Annotated in this window: 16 protein-coding genes; 7 read left to right on the forward strand and 9 right to left on the reverse strand. The window is 65.2% G+C overall.

What is annotated here, in order from left to right:
• The first annotated feature begins 30 nt into the window (after nucleotides 1-30).
• Complete coding sequence (locus INT49_RS08785) at nucleotides 31-618, forward strand: recombinase family protein (protein ID WP_193117363.1); 588 nt, start codon at nucleotides 31-33, stop codon at nucleotides 616-618.
• On the opposite strand, the gene INT49_RS08790 is transcribed toward INT49_RS08785, so the two are convergent.
• The 9 genes from INT49_RS08790 to INT49_RS08830 form a co-directional block, all read right to left on the reverse strand.
• Nucleotides 607-861 (reverse strand): hypothetical protein, encoded by a 255-nt coding sequence (locus INT49_RS08790; RefSeq protein ID WP_193117364.1) that lies wholly within the window; start codon nucleotides 859-861, stop codon nucleotides 607-609. The genes INT49_RS08785 and INT49_RS08790 overlap by 12 nt on opposite strands.
• A 129-nt stretch (nucleotides 862-990) precedes the next feature.
• On the reverse strand, nucleotides 991-2190 hold the full coding sequence (locus tag INT49_RS08795) for a hypothetical protein (protein WP_193117365.1): 1200 nt from the start codon (nucleotides 2188-2190) through the stop codon (nucleotides 991-993).
• Nucleotides 2191-2310: 120 nt separating this feature from the next.
• Nucleotides 2311-2988 carry a hypothetical protein gene (locus INT49_RS08800; protein WP_193117366.1) on the reverse strand — a complete coding sequence of 226 codons (678 nt, stop codon included), beginning with the start codon at nucleotides 2986-2988 and terminating at the stop codon, nucleotides 2311-2313.
• Nucleotides 2989-3318: 330 nt separating this feature from the next.
• Nucleotides 3319-6651 carry a type I restriction endonuclease subunit R gene (locus INT49_RS08805; RefSeq protein WP_193117367.1) on the reverse strand — a complete coding sequence of 1111 codons (3333 nt, stop codon included), beginning with the start codon at nucleotides 6649-6651 and terminating at the stop codon, nucleotides 3319-3321.
• Complete coding sequence (locus INT49_RS08810; protein ID WP_193117368.1) at nucleotides 6651-7868, reverse strand: restriction endonuclease subunit S; 1218 nt, start codon at nucleotides 7866-7868, stop codon at nucleotides 6651-6653. Before INT49_RS08810 ends, INT49_RS08805 begins: the two co-directional genes overlap by 1 nt.
• A complete protein-coding gene (locus INT49_RS08815; RefSeq protein WP_193117369.1) occupies nucleotides 7865-9415 on the reverse strand; it encodes a type I restriction-modification system subunit M in 1551 nt (516 codons plus the stop codon). The genes INT49_RS08810 and INT49_RS08815 overlap by 4 nt, the downstream gene beginning before the upstream one ends.
• Nucleotides 9416-9710: 295 nt before the next feature.
• Nucleotides 9711-11366: a recombinase family protein gene (locus INT49_RS08820; RefSeq protein WP_193117370.1), complete on the reverse strand. Its 1656-nt coding sequence runs from the start codon at nucleotides 11364-11366 to the stop codon at nucleotides 9711-9713.
• A 33-nt stretch (nucleotides 11367-11399) separates the two neighbouring features.
• Entirely contained in the window at nucleotides 11400-12602 is a 1203-nt protein-coding gene (locus tag INT49_RS08825) for a hypothetical protein (protein ID WP_193117371.1), read from the reverse strand.
• A 459-nt stretch (nucleotides 12603-13061) separates the two neighbouring features.
• Entirely contained in the window at nucleotides 13062-14234 is a 1173-nt protein-coding gene (locus INT49_RS08830) for a CpaF family protein (RefSeq protein ID WP_226850019.1), read from the reverse strand.
• Nucleotides 14235-14382: 148 nt separating this feature from the next.
• On the opposite strand from INT49_RS08830, the gene INT49_RS08835 reads away from it, so the two are divergent.
• The 6 genes from INT49_RS08835 to INT49_RS08860 all read left to right on the forward strand — a co-directional run bounded on the left by INT49_RS08835 (nucleotide 14383) and on the right by INT49_RS08860 (nucleotide 21983).
• Nucleotides 14383-15576, forward strand: a complete 1194-nt coding sequence (locus INT49_RS08835) for a YihY/virulence factor BrkB family protein (RefSeq protein ID WP_226850021.1) — start codon at nucleotides 14383-14385, stop codon at nucleotides 15574-15576.
• Between the two features lies 1 nt (nucleotide 15577).
• Nucleotides 15578-16324: an SOS response-associated peptidase gene (locus INT49_RS08840; RefSeq protein WP_193117372.1), complete on the forward strand. Its 747-nt coding sequence runs from the start codon at nucleotides 15578-15580 to the stop codon at nucleotides 16322-16324.
• A 76-nt stretch (nucleotides 16325-16400) separates the two neighbouring features.
• Nucleotides 16401-17807 carry a sensor histidine kinase gene (locus INT49_RS08845; protein WP_193117373.1) on the forward strand — a complete coding sequence of 469 codons (1407 nt, stop codon included), beginning with the start codon at nucleotides 16401-16403 and terminating at the stop codon, nucleotides 17805-17807.
• On the forward strand, nucleotides 17804-18493 hold the full coding sequence (locus INT49_RS08850; protein ID WP_193117374.1) for a response regulator: 690 nt from the start codon (nucleotides 17804-17806) through the stop codon (nucleotides 18491-18493). The genes INT49_RS08845 and INT49_RS08850 overlap by 4 nt, the downstream gene beginning before the upstream one ends.
• Before the next feature lie 224 nt (nucleotides 18494-18717).
• Entirely contained in the window at nucleotides 18718-19470 is a 753-nt protein-coding gene (locus tag INT49_RS08855; protein ID WP_193117375.1) for an ABC transporter ATP-binding protein, read from the forward strand.
• Nucleotides 19470-21983 (forward strand): ABC transporter permease, encoded by a 2514-nt coding sequence (locus tag INT49_RS08860; protein WP_193117376.1) that lies wholly within the window; start codon nucleotides 19470-19472, stop codon nucleotides 21981-21983. Before INT49_RS08855 ends, INT49_RS08860 begins: the two co-directional genes overlap by 1 nt.
• Nucleotides 21984-22115 lie beyond the last annotated feature (132 nt).

Below are 22115 nucleotides of genomic sequence, written 5' to 3' on the forward strand. Positions count from 1 at the left end.
TCCCGCCGCACACAGACGAAGGAGGATCCGATGAGGTACGGGTACACCCGCACGTCCACAGCGGACAAGCAGACCGATGATCTTCAGCGCCGTGCGTTGACCGACGCCGGGGTCGCAGAGCGCCAGATCTACTCCGACCAGGTCTCCGGCACGAAGAAGACCGCGACAAGAGACGGCTGGACGGCGCTGGAGGCCAGGCTCCGCGGGGGCGACGAGCTGGTCGTGTGGAGGATCGACCGCATCGGGCGGTCGATGATCGACGTCATCACGACCGTCACCGACCTGACGGAGCGTGGCGTCATCCTTCGATCCCTGACCGATGGCATCAACCCGTCCACCCGCGAGGGCCGGCTCATGCTCACCCTCATGGCGACCTTCGCCGAGTACGAGCGCGACCTCATCCAGGAACGCGTCCAGGTCGGCGTCGACGCGGCGAAGGCCCGCGGGGTGAGGTTCGGTCGCCCGGCACCAGATCCCGAGGAGACGGAACGGAGGGTTCGTACCGTGCGGCACCTCGTCGAGACCGAGCGCATGACGGTAACAGCAGCCGCACGGATGGTCGGGTGGTCCCGTGCGACCTACTATCGCCACGCCGACAAAGTGTCATCAACCGTCTGAGACCCTGGCTCCCTCGAAGACGATGGCCACGTCCCGCAGCCACTCGTCGACGCAGTCGGCGAACTCGCCGTCGTCGAGCTTGCCGAGGACATGCAGGGACACGAACCCGAGAAGTTCGGAGAGGATCGGCTCGTCATTCACCGCGAACGAGTGGGCGACATCCAGCACCTGCCGCTGCTGGTCGGCGGTGAGACGTCCTGTGATCTCCGCGTAGCTGGTGAATCTGTCGGTGTTGTCTTCCATACCCTTCAGGGTGACTCCTGTGGCTGTCTCAGAAACCCCGGCTGGCGATCTCGGCGTTCATGAGACACCCGCCCGTGCCTAGAACACACGTCGAGACCCCGCCAGCAAGCTGTCTCGTCAAGGTGATGTCTACGAGACGACTGATGCTTCGCCCTTGCCCAGACTGGAATCGTTGGCTACCGCTACGCTGCGACCGAACCGCACCGCCTCGTCGCGCATACCTTCCATGATCGCAAAATTGGCCAACACGATCTCGGGCTCATAGTCGAACGTCGCCCGGAGCTCGGACATCCGCCGAAGCATCTCCTCATCAGAGAGACTCTCCAACCATGCTGTGATCTGATCCTTCTCAGGCGCGTCTTGCATCGCTCCGAGAGTCTCTCCCATATCTGCCCTCACCATGCGAGCGCTCAGGCGCTCGAGGTGTACCTGCGGAGCGGCCTTCGCTGACCCTCCCGCGAGCGAACTCCGATCGTCTTCATGACCAACAGCAATTGCATAGCGTGCCGGGAGCGCGGGTACTACGGACGGAGCGCCGGTAATCAGCCGAGGGACCGCGACGGCCCGGACCCAGTGAGCAAGTTGGTCGAGCTCCTTCATGAGTACCGGCCACCTGGCGGTATCGGGACGGTTGATTCCAACAGTCGGGAAAAGAGTAACCATGACCTTCGTCCCGATCGGGTTTTCGGCAATCACCTCCCCGACCTGTAACGGTGCCTCTGGGCGGCGCGGCAGGTCGCTAAGCGAGCTCGGCATTTGATCTTCGCGATACATCGCAGGAAGCATGACGGCCGTACTAGGAACAGTCCGGTGCTTGTATCTGTTCGTGTGGGCTGCCAGTATCGCTAAGGGGTGGTCAGAAGGGTCTTGAACTCGGTGGTATGGCTGCAAAGCGTCAATCCGCTCCAGGAGCTCACTGTCAGCTTGCAGCGAAGGTGGACCGTTCTTGCGCTTCGAAGCAATCCATTTTTGGAAATTCTCGATTGTCTCATTGGCAGGTATTTCTACCTGCCGCGCCGCCTTGGCATCGAGATCCCCGTCTCGATACTCGACCTCAGCGAAGAGGGTGTGTTCGAGCGCATTGCGCAACCCGACCATCGCATCAACGACGAGCAACTGTACCTTGCGCGGAATCGGAGCCACACTCGCTACGACCGATTGACTATATTCCCCCACCGGTACTTCGGCGAGCTGGAAGATTCCGTCCTCCTGCGTCTGGAACGCATAGAGGACCTCGGACAAGTTGGCGATCACTTCGTCGGTATGCGCCAGCGTCGCCGCGACACCGAGGTGGTGGTCGGGGAGCCATGAATATTGGGAGCTCGTCATGGCGCAAACGTACATCCGAGCACCGACAAACCTCTCGGTTACGCCCGACACCCTAACGAGCAAGTAGATCGATCCGACGCTTGAGTCCGCCTTCGTGAACCTAGGAAGCACGCACGAAGATCAGCCTTTTGCGAAGGCGAATATCTGGCTCAGCAGGGGTTCCAGCATGGGAATGGGGTCGTGCTCGTAGTGCGCACGCAGACCTTCAGCGAGCTCGGAGTAGGAGACGGTGGCCCAATGATCGTGGCGGTGCGCCGGAACCATCCAGTCGTACATAGGGAAGGCCTCGTCCATGGTACGTTCGGAGGCGTCTAGGAGAACAGGATGGATGGTGGCCGCTGGATCGAACGGACCGCCCAGCAGACGCGTGTCGCCCGCTACGCGGGCGTCATCGATATCGCACAGCATCTTCTCGGTCTGCCAGAGGACTTCGTCCATGCGCCCGAGCCTGGTCAGCTTCTGGTGTCCCGGCTGATTCGAGTTGGAGTCCAAGTGCTTGTTCTCCAGGATCAGCATGTGCGCCGACCCATCGGCGACGAAGCCGACCATGAGATCGACCACCGAGCTGGGCCACCAGGCGGAGGTCACCTGGATCTGATTCCAAGACTGCCCGCACAAGATGTTCAGCAGCGGTGCCGCGCTAGAGCGCTGCAGCACCGCGGCCAGGAGCAGCCCTGAGATCGGGTTCTCCAGAGTCCATTGCCCGTCCACGACATCAATGCCGTGCTCACGACACCAGGCGAGATGGGTGCGGGCTGGGGCCTCGTGGCGTCTCTTCTGTGCAACGGAAGCTGACATAGTCATCCTCTTTCATGAGTCATATCAGGGGTACATAAGTTCCAGGGCGGCCTGGGTGAAGTCGGCGACGAACACATCGATCTCCCGATTACTTGCCCCGACGCGCCTCTCAGCGGACGCCTGGGGAGCCGCACGGATCAGATCGGTGGAATTCCTCGATCCCGGCATCCGAAATCAGTCGGGATGCCTACGCCGATCGTGTAGTCGAGCGAGTCTGTTCCGCCCGTACGGTGAGCCAGGGATAGCCGCAGTTGTCCTTGCCGAGCACGACACCCAGATGCGAGTCGACCCGTTCTTTGAAGGGGCTGACTGCTCAGGATTTCACTCGAGTCACGTCGCCGCGCCTCCGACGTCGGTAGCGCCCAACTGCGAGGCAACTCGGGCTGCCAATGCTGGGTCATCGTGAATGCGGGCGACGACATCGTCAGCGACCTTGTCCACGTCAATAGGCCCGCCAAAACTGACCGCTTGCGCAGGCACGCGTTGGTTCGCTCTCGAGTGGAAGGCGCTTTCGCCGTCGTCGCCGTAAGCGGTGAGAACGTGGTCGAAGACGAGCTGCACTTTCGAGCTGAAGATGTCGAGCGTGTAGGACGACTCCGGCAAGCCTTGGTCCAGGATCTGCCGGATGGTGCTGTCGACATCATTCTTCACGTCAACCTTGCGACGCCAATCCTGGACGAGCTTGTCGTGCAGGTGCTCCAGGAGTTTCCTTGCGCTGGCCTTGACAGTCTCGCGCTCGTCGTCGGTAAGAACGGGATCGGGCTGGGTCAACAGATCAAAGATCGCGAGCTCTTCCTCCGATAGTCCCTCGCGGGCCGAGCGCTCTTCTTCCGCTGTCAACGTCTGCGACAGCTCGATAAGGCGTCGCAGGTACTCGTCGATGTTCACGCTGCCGGCGTTGTAGTCGTCGATCAGCTTTTCGATCCGCTCGACCAGTTCATACCGGGTTGGGTTCCGAGTGGCTGATGCGATTGCCTTCTGCCGGAGTAGCTGTGCCAGCCGGTCGGTCTCGGCGCGCTTGCGACCAGCGAACTTTGCCGCCAACCCCTCGAAGTCGATCAAGGACAGGTCGATTAGGGGGTCAGGTTTGGTTCCCTCTGCAGCAGCCCGGATGACGTATTCTTCCGCTCCGACAGACCGATCAAGCAGCGCGTCGACCGCATCCGTAACGGTCCGGATGTCGGCCTTGGGTGGGCGCGTGACCTCGGTGATCCGTTCGGCGACTACCCGAATGGCCGCAACATTCCGCTGCTGGGCAGCTGCCCTCGGGTCCGGCAGGAGAGCCTTGAAGAGCTTGCGTGCCTGGCGAGCTCCCTCCTGGAACTCGGTACGGGTTTCCTCGTCTACGAGGAGGGCCTCGACGGTCGCGTTGCGCTTGGCGATATGAGCGAATCCCTCGGCGTCGCGCATCGCAGCAAGGTCGACCCCGATGCTGGAGCAGAATTCGAAGACCTTGACCACGGCTGCATCCAGCTCTGCAGCGAGGGCATCGATGATCTCGATGGGTGACTCACCGACGCCCGCGGCTCCGTAGATCGCCAGCGCCTTCTCCAAGTTCCTGAAGACTCCCACGTAGTCGACAATCAGTCCGTTGTCCTTCTCGGGGAAGACGCGGTTTGCTCGAGCGATCGTTTGCATCAGCGTGTGGTTCCGCATCGGCCGATCGAGGTAGATCGTTGAGACACTGGGCGCGTCGAAGCCGGTCATCCACATCGCGCAAACGAAGACCAATCGCAGGGGGTCCTTAGAGTCCTTGAACTTCTCGGCCAAGTCTTCTCTGTTCATCCGATCACGATGGGGCCGAATGTCGAGCCCAAGGTCGTCGAGCATCTTCAGCTCGTTCTGGCTCTGCGAGACCACCACCGCCATGTCGGTGGTTTCCATCAGCTCGATCCGCGATGCCAGCCACGGCCGCTCAAGCTCGGGCAGTTTGTCGTGCTTAGTTCTCAGCTCTTCCAGATGCACAGTCCAGGCTTCCCTGACCAGGTTGTACATCCGCACGGCCGCCGCCTTGTCTAGGCCGACGTACATTGCCTTGCCTGTGAAGCCACGCCCAACGAAGTGGGAGACGAGGTCCTTCGCGATGGTCTTGAGGCGGTCGGGCCGTGTCAGCAGCGTGTACTGCGTACCGAATGCCCGTGCGAGCTGCCCCTCCGCGTCCTCGTCGACCTCGGCCTCCTCTAGGAGGGCGTTGAGGTCCTCGGAGAAATTCTCGTTGACCAACTGAAGCTCAGGTATACGGTTCTCGTAGTACAGCGGCACTGTCGCGCCATCCTCGATGGCGTCACGGAAGTTGTAGACGCTGACGTAGTCACCGAACTGCTCGCGCGTAGCCTGTTCCTTGCCGGCGATCAAAGGAGTGCCGGTGAAGCCCATCATCGAGGCATTGGGCAACGCGGTGCGCATGCTGAGTGCGAGGGTGTCGTACTGGCTGCGGTGCGCCTCGTCGGTGATAACGATGACGTCGGATCGAGTGGAGAGCACAGGCATCTGCCGCTCCCCCAGCGCCTTGGAAGGCTGGAACTTCTGGATCAGCGTGAACACGTATCTGTGGTCAGCCGCCAGCAGCTCACGCAGATGCGCGACAGAACGAGCATGGACATTTGCCTTCGGCGAGATCGCGCCGGCGTCGGCGAACTCCCCATGAAGCTGGGTGTCGAGCTCGGTGCGGTCAGTGACCATGACGAAGGTCCACTTGCCCGCCAGCCGCCGCAGCACCTTCTGCGTAAACCAGAGCATGGACAGCGACTTGCCCGACCCCTGTGTGTGCCAGAAGACGCCGAGACGCTTGTCTTGCTCGGCACGCGCTCGATGCAGGTTCTCGATCGCCGCGTTCACACCGAGGTACTGGTGCGAACGGGCAAGCACCTTGATCAGGCCGCCTGGGCGCTCCATGTACGCAACGAAGTTCTCGAGCAGGTCCAGCAGAACCGCTGGGTCACAGGTGCCTCGAAGTGCAGTCTCCAGGGCGACCTCGCCGCGGGTGCCGTGTGCGTCAATGACCTTCCAGTCGTTGAAAAACTCCCGCGGCGAGTAAGTCGATCCGACCTTGGCCTCGTTGCCGTTGGACAGCAGCACGAAGCAGTTCGGTATGAACAGCTGAGGGATCGTGTCGCGATAGTCGGTCAGGTTGTTGTCGTAGGCCGCCTTGACCGACTCACCCGGCTCCTTGAACTCCATCAGCACGAGTGGGACACCGTTGACGAACAGAGCCAGATCGAGTCGACGGCTGTGTAGTTCGCCCTTAATCCACATCTGCTGTACGGCCAACAGGTCATTGTTCGAAGGATTCCTCAGATCGAGGTATCGGAGTATCTCGGTCTGCTTGTCACCGCGACCGTCGGCCCACTCAGCGCGGTAACCGTCGCGGAGCAGGTCATGCACCTCACGGTTAGCCCGCACCCGGTCCATGGCTGATCGGTCCTTGGTGAGCACCTCGATGGCTTCGTCGATTGCGGTGTCCGGCACGCGCTCGGGGTTGAGCTGGCGCATCGCGACGCGCAGACGGTGCGTGAGCACAACATCGCGTCGGGAGTCGCGACCCAGGGTGCCCTGGGCTCCCAGAGTTTCCTGGAAGGCATCCACAGCGGTCCAGCCAAGTTGCTCAAGGAGTTCGATGCTCGGCTTCTCGACGTACCAATACTCCGGACCGGTAGGAGTCATCACGCCACCGCGCTCTCGCCGGTTGAGACTGTAGAAACCACCGCGTCCAAGTCGAGAGTCGAAACATCGATCTGCCCCGCTACCAGCTTCGGAAGGAGCAGATCACGCACACTGACCAGCGAAGTTGACTGTCGTTGAAGAACTACGCCCTCCTCGAACATCGGCAGTACTACTTCGTCCCATTGCGCAATGAGGTCGGCTGGTGGGCAAACCGCGGGCATCGCATGTACGACCCTTCGATCAAGCGTGGGCACCGCCGCACCAGAGGCCGACCGCCGAAGGTCGAGGTCGTCGAGCAAGAAGTACGCAAACCTCGGAGTCGCGAGTCGGAACTCCTTCACCCACAGGGACGTGTTCAACGGCCAGAAGTCCTCCGGAACGTAGTGGACAACACCGACGGTGCCGCTTCGTCCAGTTGTCACACCGGGGCCGACGGCCTTCGCCACATCATGGGTGCCTTGAACGCCCGATGCACCCATGACGTTTACCAGGCCAGGAGCGCGATCCTTCGTCGGTAGGTCGAACCCACGCTGCAAGAAGACATGTGAGTCAACACTCTCTACGGCCCACCCCTCAGGAATCGGGCCAAGGGCAGACTCGACCATGGGCGCGTCTTCATGGCCGGGATAGCGGAACTTCACGAACCACTCGCGGTAAATGGCCCGCGCCATCTCCTCCAGCACCTCAATCCGCCGCCGGCTGTTCTCAATCAGGTCGTCGATCGCCCTGAGGACAGCACCGATCATGGCCTGAGTGGCCCGGTCAGGGATCCGCACCGGAACCCTCACGAGCGTTGACTGCGTTAGGTACGGCAACGCGGTGCCTGTCGCTGTGGCCGCGAAGTCAACGGTGTTCATGAGGTAGTGGAAAAGTTCCGGCTCCACCAGCTCCCTGGCAGGGACTGCCCCCATCATGTTGTTGTCGATGACCGTGTCGCGGATAAGCATTCGCACGCGATTTTGCTTCAGCGCTTCTCCAATCTTCGCGAATACCGTCGTCCCCGTAGAGAAGGGCTTCAACTTCAGTCGTTCCGCCTGCTCCGATGTGACCCAGTTGTTCGCCTCTTGGACTAGCACTCGATTACCAGACAGGTTCATGTCGCTGACCTTGATAAACGGCATATCACCTTCGGAGCGGCCTTGCTCAGCGGCCTTAAACGCGTTCCCTGCACGGAGCGTGCAAATGTCTCCGAGGGCGAACTCCTGCCAGAGGCTCATGCTCTGATAATCCCTTGAACGGCCGAATCGACCTTTGCGCGCAGCACATCGGCCTCGTCACCCAGCATCGTGAACACCTCGTACAGCGCTTCGAGATCTCCGATGAAGTCCACGTCGCTCTCGTCGACTGCGGCGCTGCCGGCGTAGCGGCCCGGGTTGAGACTCCAGCCCTGAGCTTCGATTTCGGCGCGGGTGGCAACCTTGCACAGACCTCCAACGTCGACGTACTTCCCGTCGGGAAAGTTTTCCGACACCAGTGCTTCGCTGCCTTCGTTGGTCTCTACGTGCTCCCCGCGGTAGAGACGGACGATGTTGGCCAAGAACTCGATCTGCTCAGGCAAGAAGTCGCGATGGGCGCGGTCGATCTGGCGAAAGATCTGCCGGGCGTCTAGGAAAAGCACAGTGTCCTCGCGTGGACTCCCGACCTTGGCTTTGTCGAGGAACCACAGGGTCACCGGGAGGGTCACGGTGTAGAAGAAGTTGGAGCTGATCGCGACCATGACGTCGACAGTCCCGGACTCGACGAGTTGCTTGCGGATCTCCTTTTCGGAGTGGCCCGCGTCGCCGGCGGAGTTGGCCATGACGAAGCCGGCGCGGCCCTTCGGGGAGAGCGCTGCGTAAAACTCCTGAATCCACAGGAAGTTGCCGTTGTCGGCCCTCGGTAGCCCAAAGGGGAACCGCTTGTCACCGGCCAGTTGGTCCTTCTTGATCTTGTCGACGTTGAAGGGCGGGTTCGCCATCACGTAGTCGAAGGCACCCACGGCGCTGTGGGGGTCCTCGTAGTAGCTGTTGGCCTGGCGAATGTCGCCGGAAAGTCCGTGCAGTGCCAGGTTCATCTTGGCCAGTGGAACGGTGTCCTCGGTCTTCTCAGCACCGAAGACCGAGAGCTTGCGACTAGCAGAATCGTGGTGGCGCTCGACGAATTTTGCGCACTGGACGAACATGCCACCCGAACCACACGCCGGGTCGAACACGCGGCCTTCGAACGGTTGCAGGATCTCGACGATGAGTCGGACGATGGAGTACGGGGTGAAGTACTCGCCACCGCCCTTGCCTTCCTGGGCAGCGAAGTTGGAGAGGAAGTCTTCGTAGATGAATCCGAAGGCATCACCCTCGAGCTGGGTTGGCAGCGGCGCGAAGAGCCGCAGCAAATCGATCAGTGTCGAGCGCTCTAGCTTCTGGTAGCCCCTCGGCAGGATGTCTTTCAGCTCCGGGTTGGCGGTCTCGATGGCCTTGACCGCCTCGTCGGTAGCCTTGCCGACATCGTCGCCCTCGGGCAGAGCCACCAGACTCGACAGCCGCGACTCGTCCGGGACGAACAGAACAGACTTCGCCTTGTAGTCCGCGATGGTCGAGGGGTTGCGGGCACTAGCCGTCGCTTCGACCTCACCACGCACAGAATCGAATCGGTTTTCGGCGTACGCGAGAAACACCAGGCCCAGCACGGGGTCGCGGTACTGGACGGGGGTGAGCTTCGAGTTAGCGCGCAGTTCATCAGCAGCGGCCCAGAGCGTCGCTCGCACCTTAGCGAGGTCAGTAGTCTTCATTGCCACAGGATATCTGCGACAGCTGACAGATTGGCCAGTAGTCAGCTTCTCGATACAAGCGGGACTGAGGAGTGAGTCCGCAGCTGCCAGCGGGCTAGCCTCCCTACTAGCTTCGTGACGAGTCGACCGAGGAGGATCCGTTGCCTGACATCACCGAGACGCCCGAGTTCGAGGAATGGCTCGACCGCATGATTGACCGGTTCCCGGCCCCTAGTCCCGAGGTCGCACGGCGGCTTGTAGACCTCCTCGGCCCCGAACACGGCGACGGCCCCGCATCTGACGAGTCGACCGGCAACTAAGCCTTCCCGGCGTCCGGACCGTCTTGCGCCGGCTCGCCCTCCTCGACGTCCGCCCCGGCCTGTCGATCCCAAGAATCGAGCAGGAAGTCGCCGGGGAGCACGTCGACTCGCCAGACGTCAAAGGCCCGGCCGCGCTTGGTCGCCTTGTGGATCTGCACATCGAGCAGCAGCCGGATCACGTCGCGACGGTCCATGAGGTCTGCCTCGCCCCAACCGGCAGCCACAGATCCGGCACTCAGCATCCGTCGCAAGGCCGGCGAGGTGACCGGGGCGACCTCCTGGCTCCGCAGCTGATCGAGTTCTTGTTCGATGCGCAGGTCCTCGGCAGCGTAGGCACGCAGAGAGATGTCCCCTGCGCCCCTCAGCTCTTCGAGGTCATCCCGCTCGCTCTCCTTCGCCGTTATCAGAGCGTGGAGATCCGGACCCGAATCTTTCGCCTGCGGCCGCTGCCGGAAGGCCTCGGTGAGGAAGCGGCGAAACCCATCGGTCTCGAAGAGTCGAAGTACGAGCGTCTCGACCATCTTGTCGACCTTGGGGGCCGTAATGGTGACCTTCCTGCACCCCTCGTGGTCGCAGGTATAGGCCCGTGGCATGCGGGACATATTCGTCCGTGCCTTCATTCGGGCCCCGCATTCGCCACAACGAGCGATGTGGGACAGCAAGTGGCGTGGAGCAGGCCCTCTAGGAACTGGTGTCGACCGCCGGGATGGGTTGCTGAGAACAGCGTTCACCTTCAGCCAGGTCCCGTACTCGATGATCGGTGCCCACGTTGCTTCCCCGATGTCCTGTCCCTGGTGGATCCGCCTACCAGCGATGGTCGGGTTGACCAGACGCTGTCGGAGCGAAGCGGGATGCCATGCCTCGACAACGCCCCGTGGGTTCTCTTCAAGGGTCTTGGTGCTCGGCCTCCGCGGGCTCGGCACGCCTCTCTGGTTCAGGTCCATGGTGACCTTGCGCAGCGATACCCCGTCGAGGATCTGCGTGGCGGCCGCGACGAGCACCTGGGCTTCCGGTGAGAGCACCTTCGGCTCGTCGGAGTCAGGAAGCACCGGCATTAACGCTCCCTGATCGTCCTCCACTGGCGATCCAGTGCCGTCGTCAAGGACGTACGGAGACTGGTCCAGCAACGAGCCCGTCGTAGCGTCGTAGACACGCCTGTAGCCATATGGAAGGCGACCGTGGGGGCGCTTGAGCTCTGCGTTACGACGAACTGTACGGACGTTTCGGTCCCGAATATCCGAGGCGTCGCGCTCGGCGATAAGAGCATCGAGGCTCGCGTTGAACGAGTCGTTGGAGTGCGAGAGGTCGTAGCGTCGCCCCTTGGAGACGAGGTCGACGCCCGCCCCCAGGCACGCGGCACGCAGGGGCAAGAACGCTTCCAGGTCTCGCGCTGCACGTGAGGCTTCCCAGACGATGAGGACGTCGACTGAACCGGCTGCGATCAGTGTCAGCACCTCGATGAAGCCCTGGCGCTCCCGCTTCGCTGATGCGCTTGCTGAGCGGTTGTCATCCCGGATGATGTGATCGCTCAGCACGGTCACACCGTTCAGGTCCGCCCACGCCTGGCACTCGCGGATCTGGTCGTCGACGCTGGTTCCGCGGTGCTTGGGATCCCGCGATGCACGACCGTAGATCAACCCTCGCTCTGCCACATCGATCAGGCTAGCCGGTGCGCTCCCCCGCGACTACGTTCTCCACAGGTCGAAGAGGCCCGGTGCGGGCTTGCTGCGCATCCGAGACTCTTCTCCGTGAGTCAGGTCAGGAATCTCGCCCTCCGGAGGTTCGAACCCCTCGACCGGGTCGAGCTGCTCGATGTACTCCCCCGCCCAGGAGATGAAGTCTGCGCTCTCTGGCCCCGACCCAGACTTCAACTCATGCAGATAGGCACGCATCTGCTTCGTGCGCTCCCAGGATTCAACGCCCTCGAGCAGCTTCTTCTCCCACTGGGCATAGTGCTCGCGGCGTTGCGCGAGCAGCTGAGCTGCCTTCTGGCGCTCCTCTTCGCGCCGGCGATGCTGCCGATGAGATGCCTCGAGCTGGATTTCCTTCTCGGTCGCGAGCTGCACCAGATGAACAACGCGCGGGATGAACTCATGAAGCGGCTTCCACACGGTCTCGACCAGCCGCGTCGGCGTTCCGAGTCGGGTGTAGAGACGCAGGCAGATCAGGCCCGTAGGCACGTAGTCCCACCGACGGGACCATGAGTATCCCGAACGGCGCTCACGCTTGAGTTCCTCCTCGGTCTTCACGTGCTCGACCTGGCGGTCGTACTCTCCGATCCTCACGACCACTTCTGCGCTGCCAGCGTTCAAGGTCACCAGCGGGTCCCCCGTGTACGGAGAGCCGGATGTGCGCTTCTTCGGCTGTTCGTGTGCCGTGACGGTGAAACCTGCTTCGATAGCTGCGGCGACCAGAAGATCAGCAGCAAGGAGCCCGCGCTGCCGACCAGCTACGTCCGCCGGTAGAGCCACCGGCCGATCCCTTAGCGCCTTCACCACAGGATGGGGTCGTAGGAATCGTCTGCTCGCCAGCTCGGGACTCAACACCGGCGGTGTGACCACCATCGGCTTGGGCTGGACCGAAGCCTTCGCAGTACGGGCCTCCTTGGATGCGTGGGAGCCGGCGGCTGAATGTGCCTTCCGACCTGCCTGGCGCGTCTGTCGCCCTCCCGCACTGTCCACCGGGTACTCGCCATGCTGGTGCATATGCCGCCCGACGTCCGTGACCGCGACCGAGTACTTGCCGCCGGCGCGGGAGATCGAGACGAGCTCGCGCCCCTGAAGTGCCCGAGCTGCATGCTTCCAGGAGTCCGTTGGCGGCGCACTCTCCGGAGATGTGCACAGCCAATCAAGGATTGTCTTTTGCGCGGAATTTAGCTTCCAGTCCATGGGATCAGTCTCGCCGATCCGTCGCTTACTGGAGGGGGCTTGGAGAGCCGTTCTGGACAAACTCGAATCGACGCCAGATTCGACGCAGAACCTGCAAGTGCGCCGTCGAAGCTAGTGACAAAAATGAAGAAGGCCCCGGCGCGCGCCTGGGACCTTCTTCTGTTCGCAACCTCAAGGAAGGGGGCGTGCCGCCAATACACCAGCGCCGTAAGCCCACATGGATTCCATTACGTACTGCCAGAACTTCCGCCCTGACCACTTCGACCGCCAAGCGGTCACTTTGCTGTAGAACTTCTTCGACATGTCTGCTCTCATGATGAACCTCCCGTACTTATTGTCGTTGTCACATTCGCTTTTGGTCTTGGACCATTCACTCAGTAGACGCACGACGCCAAGAATCAGCAGTGCCACCACGACCTCTAGGACGCCCCAGATTTGAACTGGGTCCGCCCCCAGCTTTCAGGCTACGAACTCTCTAAACCTATCAGACCGGCGGGACCCGCGGAAGTGCGCTTGATAGGCCCTTCGCGTGCCCACAACTGCGAACGGGACTCCTCGTTGCCGGGTCGGTCGGAAGGCGAGCAAGCATCGGCAGGGACTCGCCCCCTGTTGTTCAGACCACTGCTGACTGAACTCGTGTCGGCACCAAAACTTGCACACCCTGTATTCTCTTTTCTCCCCGGCGAGGAGAGGAAGGGTGCAGAGCTTGGTGACGGCGTCGCGCGCGGAGTTCGCATGGATCGAGGCCATGCCGGGCAACCCGCTGTTCAGGGCGATCAGCATGTCCAGCGATTCCGCTTCCCGGACCTCTCCGACGATGACTCGGCTGGGCCGCATACGCAGTGCTTCCTTCACCAGGCGACGCATCGAGATCTCACCGGTTCCCTCGAGGTTCGCCTGCCTGGTCTGCATGGCGACCACGTCCCTCAGGCCCAGGTCCAGCTCGAAGACCTCCTCGATCGTGACGACGCGTTCCCGGGCGCCGACGGATTGGGAGAGGCACCGCAGGAAGGTCGTCTTCCCGGCGCCGGTCGCCCCGCTCACCATCACATTGAGACCCGAGGCGATCGCCGCATCGAGGAAGTCCGCCGCCTGAGTCGTGAGCGACCCGAGGGAGACGAGCCCTCCGAGGTCATAGGCCTTCGCGACGAACTTGCGGATGTTGATCGCCCAGTGAGCCCGGGTGACGCTGGGGATGACCACGTGCAGGCGCGATCCGTCGGGAAGGAGGGAATCCACGAAGGGCGTGCTCATATCCAGTCGGCGCCCGGAGCTCACCAGCATCCGCTCGACGATCCCGCGCACCTCGGTGTCCGACAGGACGATCGTGGTCAGCTCGCTGCGTCCGTTGCGGGCGCAGAACACCTGGCTCGGCGAGTTCAACCAGATCTCCTCGACCGATGGATCATCCAGCATCTCCTGGAGCGCCCCGTAGCCGCCGATGCGGGCTGCGACCTCGGCCACCGTCGAATCGTCGTCGTGCAGGACCGGCACCTCACCGGAGGAGGAGCGACGGTCGTAGTCGGCCACCACTTCCCTGATCAACGGCTCGAGCTGGTCCGCCTGCGCGTCGAGGCCTCGGCGGCGGATCAACTCCCGCGATTCGGCCTCGATGATGGCGGCGGTGTCCATCCAGTCCCCTCTCGAGCCGACCGACCGGTCCCTTCCGATCGTGGAATACGCTTCACACGCACGCCGGTCACTGTAGGACGAACCGAGGGCCTTCGCTGGCAGATGTCAGGAATTGTGGATAACTCTCCCAGCGTCGGCCCATGGCAGGATGACAGCACCTGTCCTCGAGATCCTCCACACCTCAGGAGCCCTCCTCATGGCCGACTCCCCCGATTCGTCCTCCTCGTCACTCAGCCTCCCCACCGTGAAGTACATGGCCAAGCGCGTGCTCTCGGAGTTCTCGCGCGACGGCGGCACCGACCAGGCCGCGAAGCTCACCTACTTCATGGTGCTCTCGATCGCGCCGACGCTGCTGGCCCTGTTCTCCCTGGCCACACTGCTGCTGGCCCCCATCAAGGACCAGATCGCGGAGCTCATCACGGAGGGCATCTCGTCCGCAGCCAGCGGGTCCGAGCTCGGCGCCGGCGAGGCCGTCAGCTCGACGATCACCTCCCTCATGGGATCGGCGACCGGCGGCACGATCGCGCTGATCATCGGTATCGCCACCGCCCTGTGGTCCGCCTCCGGCTACATCAAGGCCTTCGGCAGGGTCACGAACCAGGTCTACGAGGTGCCGGAGGGTCGCGGACCGATCCGCCTGACCCTCTCGATGCTCGGTCTGACCATCGCGATGATCCTCGGCATCCTCCTGGTGATGGTCTCGGTCCTCCTGAACCAGTCGCTCGTGGAGGGCGTGCTGGGGCCGATCGCCTCGACGATCGGCGCCGAGGGGGTGCTCGCCTTCCTCACCGAGTCGTTCCTGCCGATCTGGGCCTGGGTCAAGTGGCCCGTGATCCTGCTCCTCGCCTTCGTGCTCGTCTCCCTGCTGTACTGGGGCGCTCCAAACATCGCCAAGCCGTTCCGGCTGATCTCCCCCGGCGGCGTGTTCGCGATCGTCGGCGTCGCCGTCGCCGCCGTCGCCCTGTCGATCTACATGGGCACCGTGGCCGGATACTCGAGCTACGGCGCCATCGGCGGCATCATGGCCGTGCTGTTCGCGCTGTGGATCATCAACATCGTGATCATCCTCGGTGCGGAGGTCGACGCCGAGTTCGAGCGGGCCCGCGAGCTCGAGTCGGGCAAGCCGGCGGAAGACACCCTCGACCTGCCCATGCGGGAGTCCAAGGGCGCGGAGAAGGCCGAGTCCAAGCGGGAGGACCTCATCGACCAGGGCCGCGATATCCGGCTGAAGAACCTGCATCGCGATGCCGAGGCCTACACGGGCGAGGACGCCCGGCTCACCCCTCGCCATGGCGTGCCGACCGTGCCGTCCGACGACAGCCCCTCCGCCAAGGACTCCTGACATGTGCGGGCGCTTCGCCTTCTTCCAGGAGATCGACCCGCTGGTCGACGACCTGGGCGCTGTCGACCTCACCGATCCGCATCTGCGCAGCCGCTGGAACATCCCTCCGACGGCGCCGATCCACGTGGTCACGGAATCGGTGGACAAGGAGACCGGTGAGGTGGTCCGTGCCCTCCGGGTCGCCCGCTGGGGCCTGCTGCCCCCGTTCGCGAAGGAGGCCTCGTTCTCCTCGCGCACCTTCAACGCCCGGAGGGAGACGCTCGGGGAGAAGCCGAGCTTCCGCGGGAGCCTCGGGCGGTATCGGGCGATCGTCCCGATGGACGGGTACTACGAGTGGGTGCGGGACGACAAGGGCAAGCGCAAGCAGCCGTACTTCATCAGCCCAGCCGACGGATCTCCGCTGTACATGGCGGCTCTGGTCTCCTGGTGGAAGGGGCCCGGGCAGCATGAAGGGCCCGCCGCCACGGAGGACGGCACCTTCCTGCTCAGCGCCACGATCATCACCCGGGAGGCCACCGGTGACCTCGCCGAGCTCCACGACCGCACCCCGGTGATGCTGCGCCGCGGCGAGATCGATGCCTGGCTGGACACCGCCATGGACGATCGCCACGCGGCGCAGGAATGGATCCTGGACGACGCACATCTGCTCGACGACACGACGCTCGAGGTGCGCGAGGTGGATCCGGCTGTCGGCACAGTGGGCAACGACGGCCCGGAGCTGCTCGAGCCGCCGCAGACCCTGCTCTGACCCGATCCGACCCGTGACGGACAGTCCGACTGCGGTCTGACGCGCGACGCGTGCTGATCCCCGTACGCTCGATCCCATGACGAACGGATCCGATGCGCGGCCCGACGTGCCGGACGGGCGCGTCCGCCGCTCCGACCCCTTCCGCTGGATCATCGAGAACCCCGGCACCGTCGACCTGATCGTCTTCGGTGCCGCCGCCGTCCTGGTTCTCCTCTCGGGCTTCTGGACAGGGTCGTTCGGCTGGTGGACGGTGTTCTCCGTACCGATGATCCTGACCGGCGCCGTGTGCCGGACACGTCCTGCCCTCGGGGTCCTGGTCATCGGCGGCCTGGCCCTGCTCCATGTCCTCGTCGGCATCCCGGTCGTGATGGGCGATGCTCTCACGTTCTACGCGATGTTCTGCGCGGTCGCCTACGGCTCGCGCCTCGTGCACGGTCTCGGCGTCGGCGCCGGATTCCTCGGCGTCCTGGTCCAGGCGACCTCGTGGACCGTGGGCGCCGTGCGCGACGAGTACGGCGGTCCGCTCCAGGCGGCGATCATGTTCAGCACCTTGATCCTCGTCGGCAGCATCACCATCGTCGCGATCTGGGCCCTGGCGAGCCTCCAGCGCGCCCGGGTGCGGCAGCTCGCGCTCACCCGTGACCGGGCGGAGCAGGCCATCCGGGAGAGGGAGCAGCGCACCGCGCTGGCCGTCGCCGACGAGCGTGCGCGCATCGCCCGCGAGATGCACGATGTGGTCGCCCACTCGCTGTCCGTGATCATCGCGCAGGCGGACGGCGGCCGCTTCGTCGCCGCCCAGAAGCCGGAGAAGGCCGCCGAGGTGCTCTCCACCATCGGGGAGACCGGGCGGGCCGCGCTCGCCGACATGCGCTCCCTGCTGGGAGTTCTGCGCCAGGAGGATGAGACCAGCTTCGGCCCGCAGCCCGGGCCGGAGATGCTCGAGGACCTGATCGCGCGGGTCCGGGCCACGGGCCTCGACGTGTCCCTCGACCTCGAGGGCCGGATCCAGGACCTCCCTCAAGCCCTGGGGATGTCCGTGTTCCGGCTCATCCAGGAATCCCTGACCAATGTGCTCAAGCACGCCGGGCTCGGAGCCTCCGCGAGGGTCCGGATCCACCGCACACCGCAGAGGCTGGAGATCGATGTCTTCGACGACGGCCAGGGCACCGACCCGGAGTCCGACGGCGAGGGCCATGGGATCACCGGGATGCGCGAGAGGATGGCCGTGTTCGGCGGGGTGCTCCGGGCCGGGCCGCTCCTGGAACGCGGCTATCGGGTGCAGGCGATCATCCCGCTGGACGGATGCGTTCTCGCGGCGTCGCAGACCGCCGACCGACCCCGGCACCAGCTCTCCCAGCCCGAACCGTCCGTCGACCCCATCCGGCCGGCGGCGACCCCGACGCATACAGTCACCCACACGGCACCGCGCGCCGCACCGCAGCGCACCAAGCCACCCCACCACCCCGGAGGAGCTCCCCGATGACCTCACCACTGGACCGCCCGCTGCGCATCGCCCTGGTCGACGACCAGCCTCTCGTGCGGGCCGGCTTCGCGATGGTGATCGATTCCCAGGACGACCTCGAGGTCGTCGCCCAGGCCTCCGACGGCGCGGCGGCGGTCGAGGAGCTGCGCGCACGCACCGTCGACGTAGTGCTGATGGACGTCCGCATGCCCCGGATGGACGGCATCGAGGCGACCTCTCGGATCCTGGCCCAGTCCCCCGAGGGCCGTGCCCCGAAGATCATCGTGCTGACCACGTTCGACCTCGACGAGTACGTGGTCTCCGCGATCCGCGCCGGCGCCAGCGGCTTCCTGCTCAAGGATGCGCAGCCCGAGGACCTGCTCGGCGCGATCCGCACGGTGCACAGCGGCGACGCGGTGATCGCCCCGTCGGCCACCCGCCGCCTGCTCGCCCGCGTGATCGCCGCGCCTGAGCCCCAGGAGAAGGACACCTCGGTGCTCGACGTGCTCACCGAGCGCGAGCGCGAGGTCCTCGCGCTCATGGGCCGTGGCTACTCCAACCAGGAGATCGGCGCGGAGCTGTTCGTCGCCGAGGCGACCGTCAAGACGCATGTGGGCCGTGTCCTCGCGAAGCTCGGCGCCCGGGACCGGGTGCAGGCCGTGATCGTCTCCTTCGAGACCGGCCTGGTGAGCCCCGGCGCCGGCTGAGGCGACGGACAGGCGTGGGCCGACGGCCACATGCTTCAGAGCGGGCGACCCCGTCTGCCGCCATGCAGCATCGGGATCTGCCTCGCGCGTCATTCCCGGGTATGACATGACAGCATCCTGAGGTCGGACAACGCTGCCCTGCACGGGACCACGGACTGACGACGCGGAGCAGATCGGGGCAGGAGCATGGTCGATGACCGCCTACCTCTTCGTGAAGGATCCCGATGACTGCCCAGTCCCTCGCCGCACAGCCCTCCCCCGGCGACCCCACCGGCGCGACGTCCACCGCCCCCGCCATCGTCGCCCGCGGGGTCACCCGCACCTACGGCACCGGTGCCGGCGTCGTCACCGCCCTGGATGCGGTCGATCTCGACGTCGCCCGCGGCGCGTTCACCGCGATCATGGGCCCCTCCGGCTCGGGCAAGTCGACGCTCCTGCACACGCTGGCGGGGCTCGACGTCGTCGATGGCGGCTCCATCAGCATCGACGGCACCGAGATCACCACACTGGGCGACGACGCCCTCACGAAGCTCCGCCGCGAACGGATCGGCTTCGTGTTCCAGTCCTTCAACCTGCTGCCGATGCTCAGCGCCGAACAGAACATCCTGCTGCCCCTCGAACTCGCCGGCAAACGGGTGGACCGTGCCTGGCTGGACACCATCACCTCGGCCTTCGGGATCGGCGACCGCCTCACCCATCTCCCCTCGCAGCTCTCCGGCGGCCAGGTGCAGCGCGTCGCCATCGCCCGCGCGCTGGTCACGTCCCCCGCCGTGGTCTTCGCCGACGAGCCCACCGGCAACCTCGACTCGCGCACCACCGAGGAAGTCCTGGAGTTCCTGCGGCTCTCGGTCGACGAGTTCGGCCAGAGCGTCGTGATGGTCACCCATGAGCGGGATGCCGCCGAGCGTGCGGACAGGATCGTCACCCTCGCCGACGGTCGGATCGCCAGCGATGAGGACCTGCGGGGGCAGCGCTGATGGCCCGCCGCGTCCCCGTCAAGCTCACCCCGCTGCGCCGGCATCTCGCAGCCGTCGTCACCATCGCCCTGTCCTGCGCCTTCGTCGCCGTGATGGTGCTGGCCGGGAACCTCATGCAGGCGTCCCTGCGATCCCAGGCGTCTCAGCAGTACGAGGGCGCCGATCTCGCGATCGAGCGTCCCATGACCGACGAGCAGTGGTCCTCGCAGACCCCGCCTGCTCCGCCCGAGATCGAGGGGGCCGACGCCGTCTGGCCCCAGCTGATGGACTACATCCAGCTCGACTCCGCGACCGGTTCCAGTGCCGTCCTCTCGGCCTCGATGCGTCCGCCGGGCGCGTCGGGCCAGGACGGCCTCTCCGAGGGGACGGCCGCCTCGTCCGCCTCCGAGGTGGTGCTCGACGAGAACGCCGCCGAGGCGCTCGAGGTCGCAGTCGGCGACGCCGTCGTGCTGCCCGCCGATCATTCGGCCAGCGGCGCGGAGCACCGCTTCACGGTCGTCGGCATCGCCCCGGCCCCCACGGGCGCCGTCTTCGGGGGAACCCCGCAGATCCTGGTCTCCGAGGCGAACGCCGAGGCGCTGCTCGGGCCGACGGCCGGGGCGATCACCGACCGCTGGCTCGCCAGCGTTCCCGCGGGAACCGATCCTGCGACCGTCGCGGCACAGGCCGCGGGCGACGGGACCACCGTGCGCACCGTCGACGAGGCCGAGGAGGAGTCCGCCTCGCAGATCATGCGCGGCTTCGGGGCCCTCGCGATGATGCTCGCCGTCTTCGTGGTGATCGCCCTGTTCACCAGCGCCGTCGTCATCGCGAACACCTTCGCGGTGACCGTCGCCCAGCGCACCCGCAGCCTCGCGCTGCTGCGCACCCTCGGCGCGACCCGGTCACAGGTGCGCGGCGTGGTGCTGCGCGAGTCCCTGACCGTCGGAGTGATCGGTGCGGTGCTCGGCATGCTCGGAGGGCACCTCCTCACGCAGGCCGCGCTCGCCGCCGCCGCGGGGCTCGGATGGCTGGATGGCGTCCTGCTGGTCCCCCTCGGCCTCTGGTCCGTGGCGCTCCCGGTGCTCGCCGGCGTGGCGATCACGCTCGCGGCGAGCCTCGCCCCGATGCGCTCCGCCACCCGGGTGGCACCGCTGCAGGCGCTGCGCCCGGCTCCGCCGGTCCTGCGTCGTGGACTCGGGATCCGGGGCATGCTGGGCCTGATCGGTGTCGCGGCAGGCATCGCCATCATGGTGGCGGGCACCGTCCTCGCCGTGAACCAGGTCGCCTCGCTCGGGATCCTCCTCGCGCTGGCCGGAGGCGTCATCAGCTTCTCGGGCGTCCTGCTCACGCTGGTCATCATTACCCGCCCGCTGTCGGCCATCGTCGGCCGGATCATCAGTCGCGTCGGCGGCCTCCCGGCGAGGATCGCGAGCGCGAACGTGGCCCGCAACCCCCGACGCAGCGCCGCCACCATCGCAGCGCTCCTGATCGGCACCACCTTGATGACCATGATGGCCGTCGGGGCCCGGACCGCCGAGGAGACCCTCACCTCGGAGCTCGACTCCCGCCGCCCGATCGACATGGTGGTCTCCGCAGCCGACATGCCGCAGGACGCCGCCGCGCAGATCATGGCGATCCGGGGCATGGACACCGCCATCGCCTCCGCCCGCGGCGACATCGAGGTCGGGTCCACGGAGCCGATGACCCTCTACAGCGCCACCCCCGAGACGGTGCGGGAGGTCTCGCATCGACCGGAGATGGCCGACGAGCTCGTGGACGGTGTGGTGCTCCTGGGGCAGGAACGTGCCGAGAGCTTCGGCGTCACCGACGGCCAGGTGCTGTCGGTCGACGGAGCCGACGGCTCCCCGTACGAGCTGCGGGTGCAGATCGATGCGAACCTGCAGATGTCCCTCGTGACGCCCTCCACCCTGGAGCAGCTGCACGGGGACGAGACCTCACCGGTGGTGCTCGCCGACTTCGCGGACCCGGGCACGCCGGCCCGTGAGGGCGTGGCCGCACTGGACCTCGTCGACGCCGTGAACGAGCAGATCAACGGCAACGGGTACTCGGAGGCATCCGCAGATTTCGGAGGCATGGAACGGGAGTCCTACGGGCAGATCCTCACGATCCTGCTCGGCATCACCGTCGGCCTGCTCGCCGTCGCGGTGCTGGTCGCCCTGGTGGGCGTCGCCAACACGCTGAGCCTCGGGGTCATCGAACGCACCGGGGAGAACGCCCTGCTGCGGGCACTGGGCACCACCCGCGGTCAGATGCGGGCGATGCTCGGCTGGGAGGGCATGCTGCTCGCGCTGGTCGGAGCGGTGCTCGGCATCGTCCTCGGCAGCGCCTACGGGGTGCTCGGCATCGAGGCGCTGCTGGGCTCGGCCTATCCGGTCTCGATCACGATCCCGTGGGCGCAGGTGGGCCTGGTGCTGGTGCTGGCCGTCCTCGCGGGAGGACTGGCCTCGGTGCTGCCGGGACGCACCGCGGCCCGGACGGCTCCCGCCGCTGCACTGGCGGCGAACGAATGAGGGCCTGAACCCGCCCGCCCCACGCGGTGGTGCGCCGGACGGGGCCTGGGACCCGCACTCTGCTGGCCCCAGGCCCCGGAACGCGGAACGCCGTCATCGACACCGGTACCGGACCTGGCCCTGGCCCTGGCC

The organism is Brachybacterium tyrofermentans, assembly GCF_014897585.1.
GTDB classification, from domain to species: domain Bacteria; phylum Actinomycetota; class Actinomycetes; order Actinomycetales; family Dermabacteraceae; genus Brachybacterium; species Brachybacterium tyrofermentans.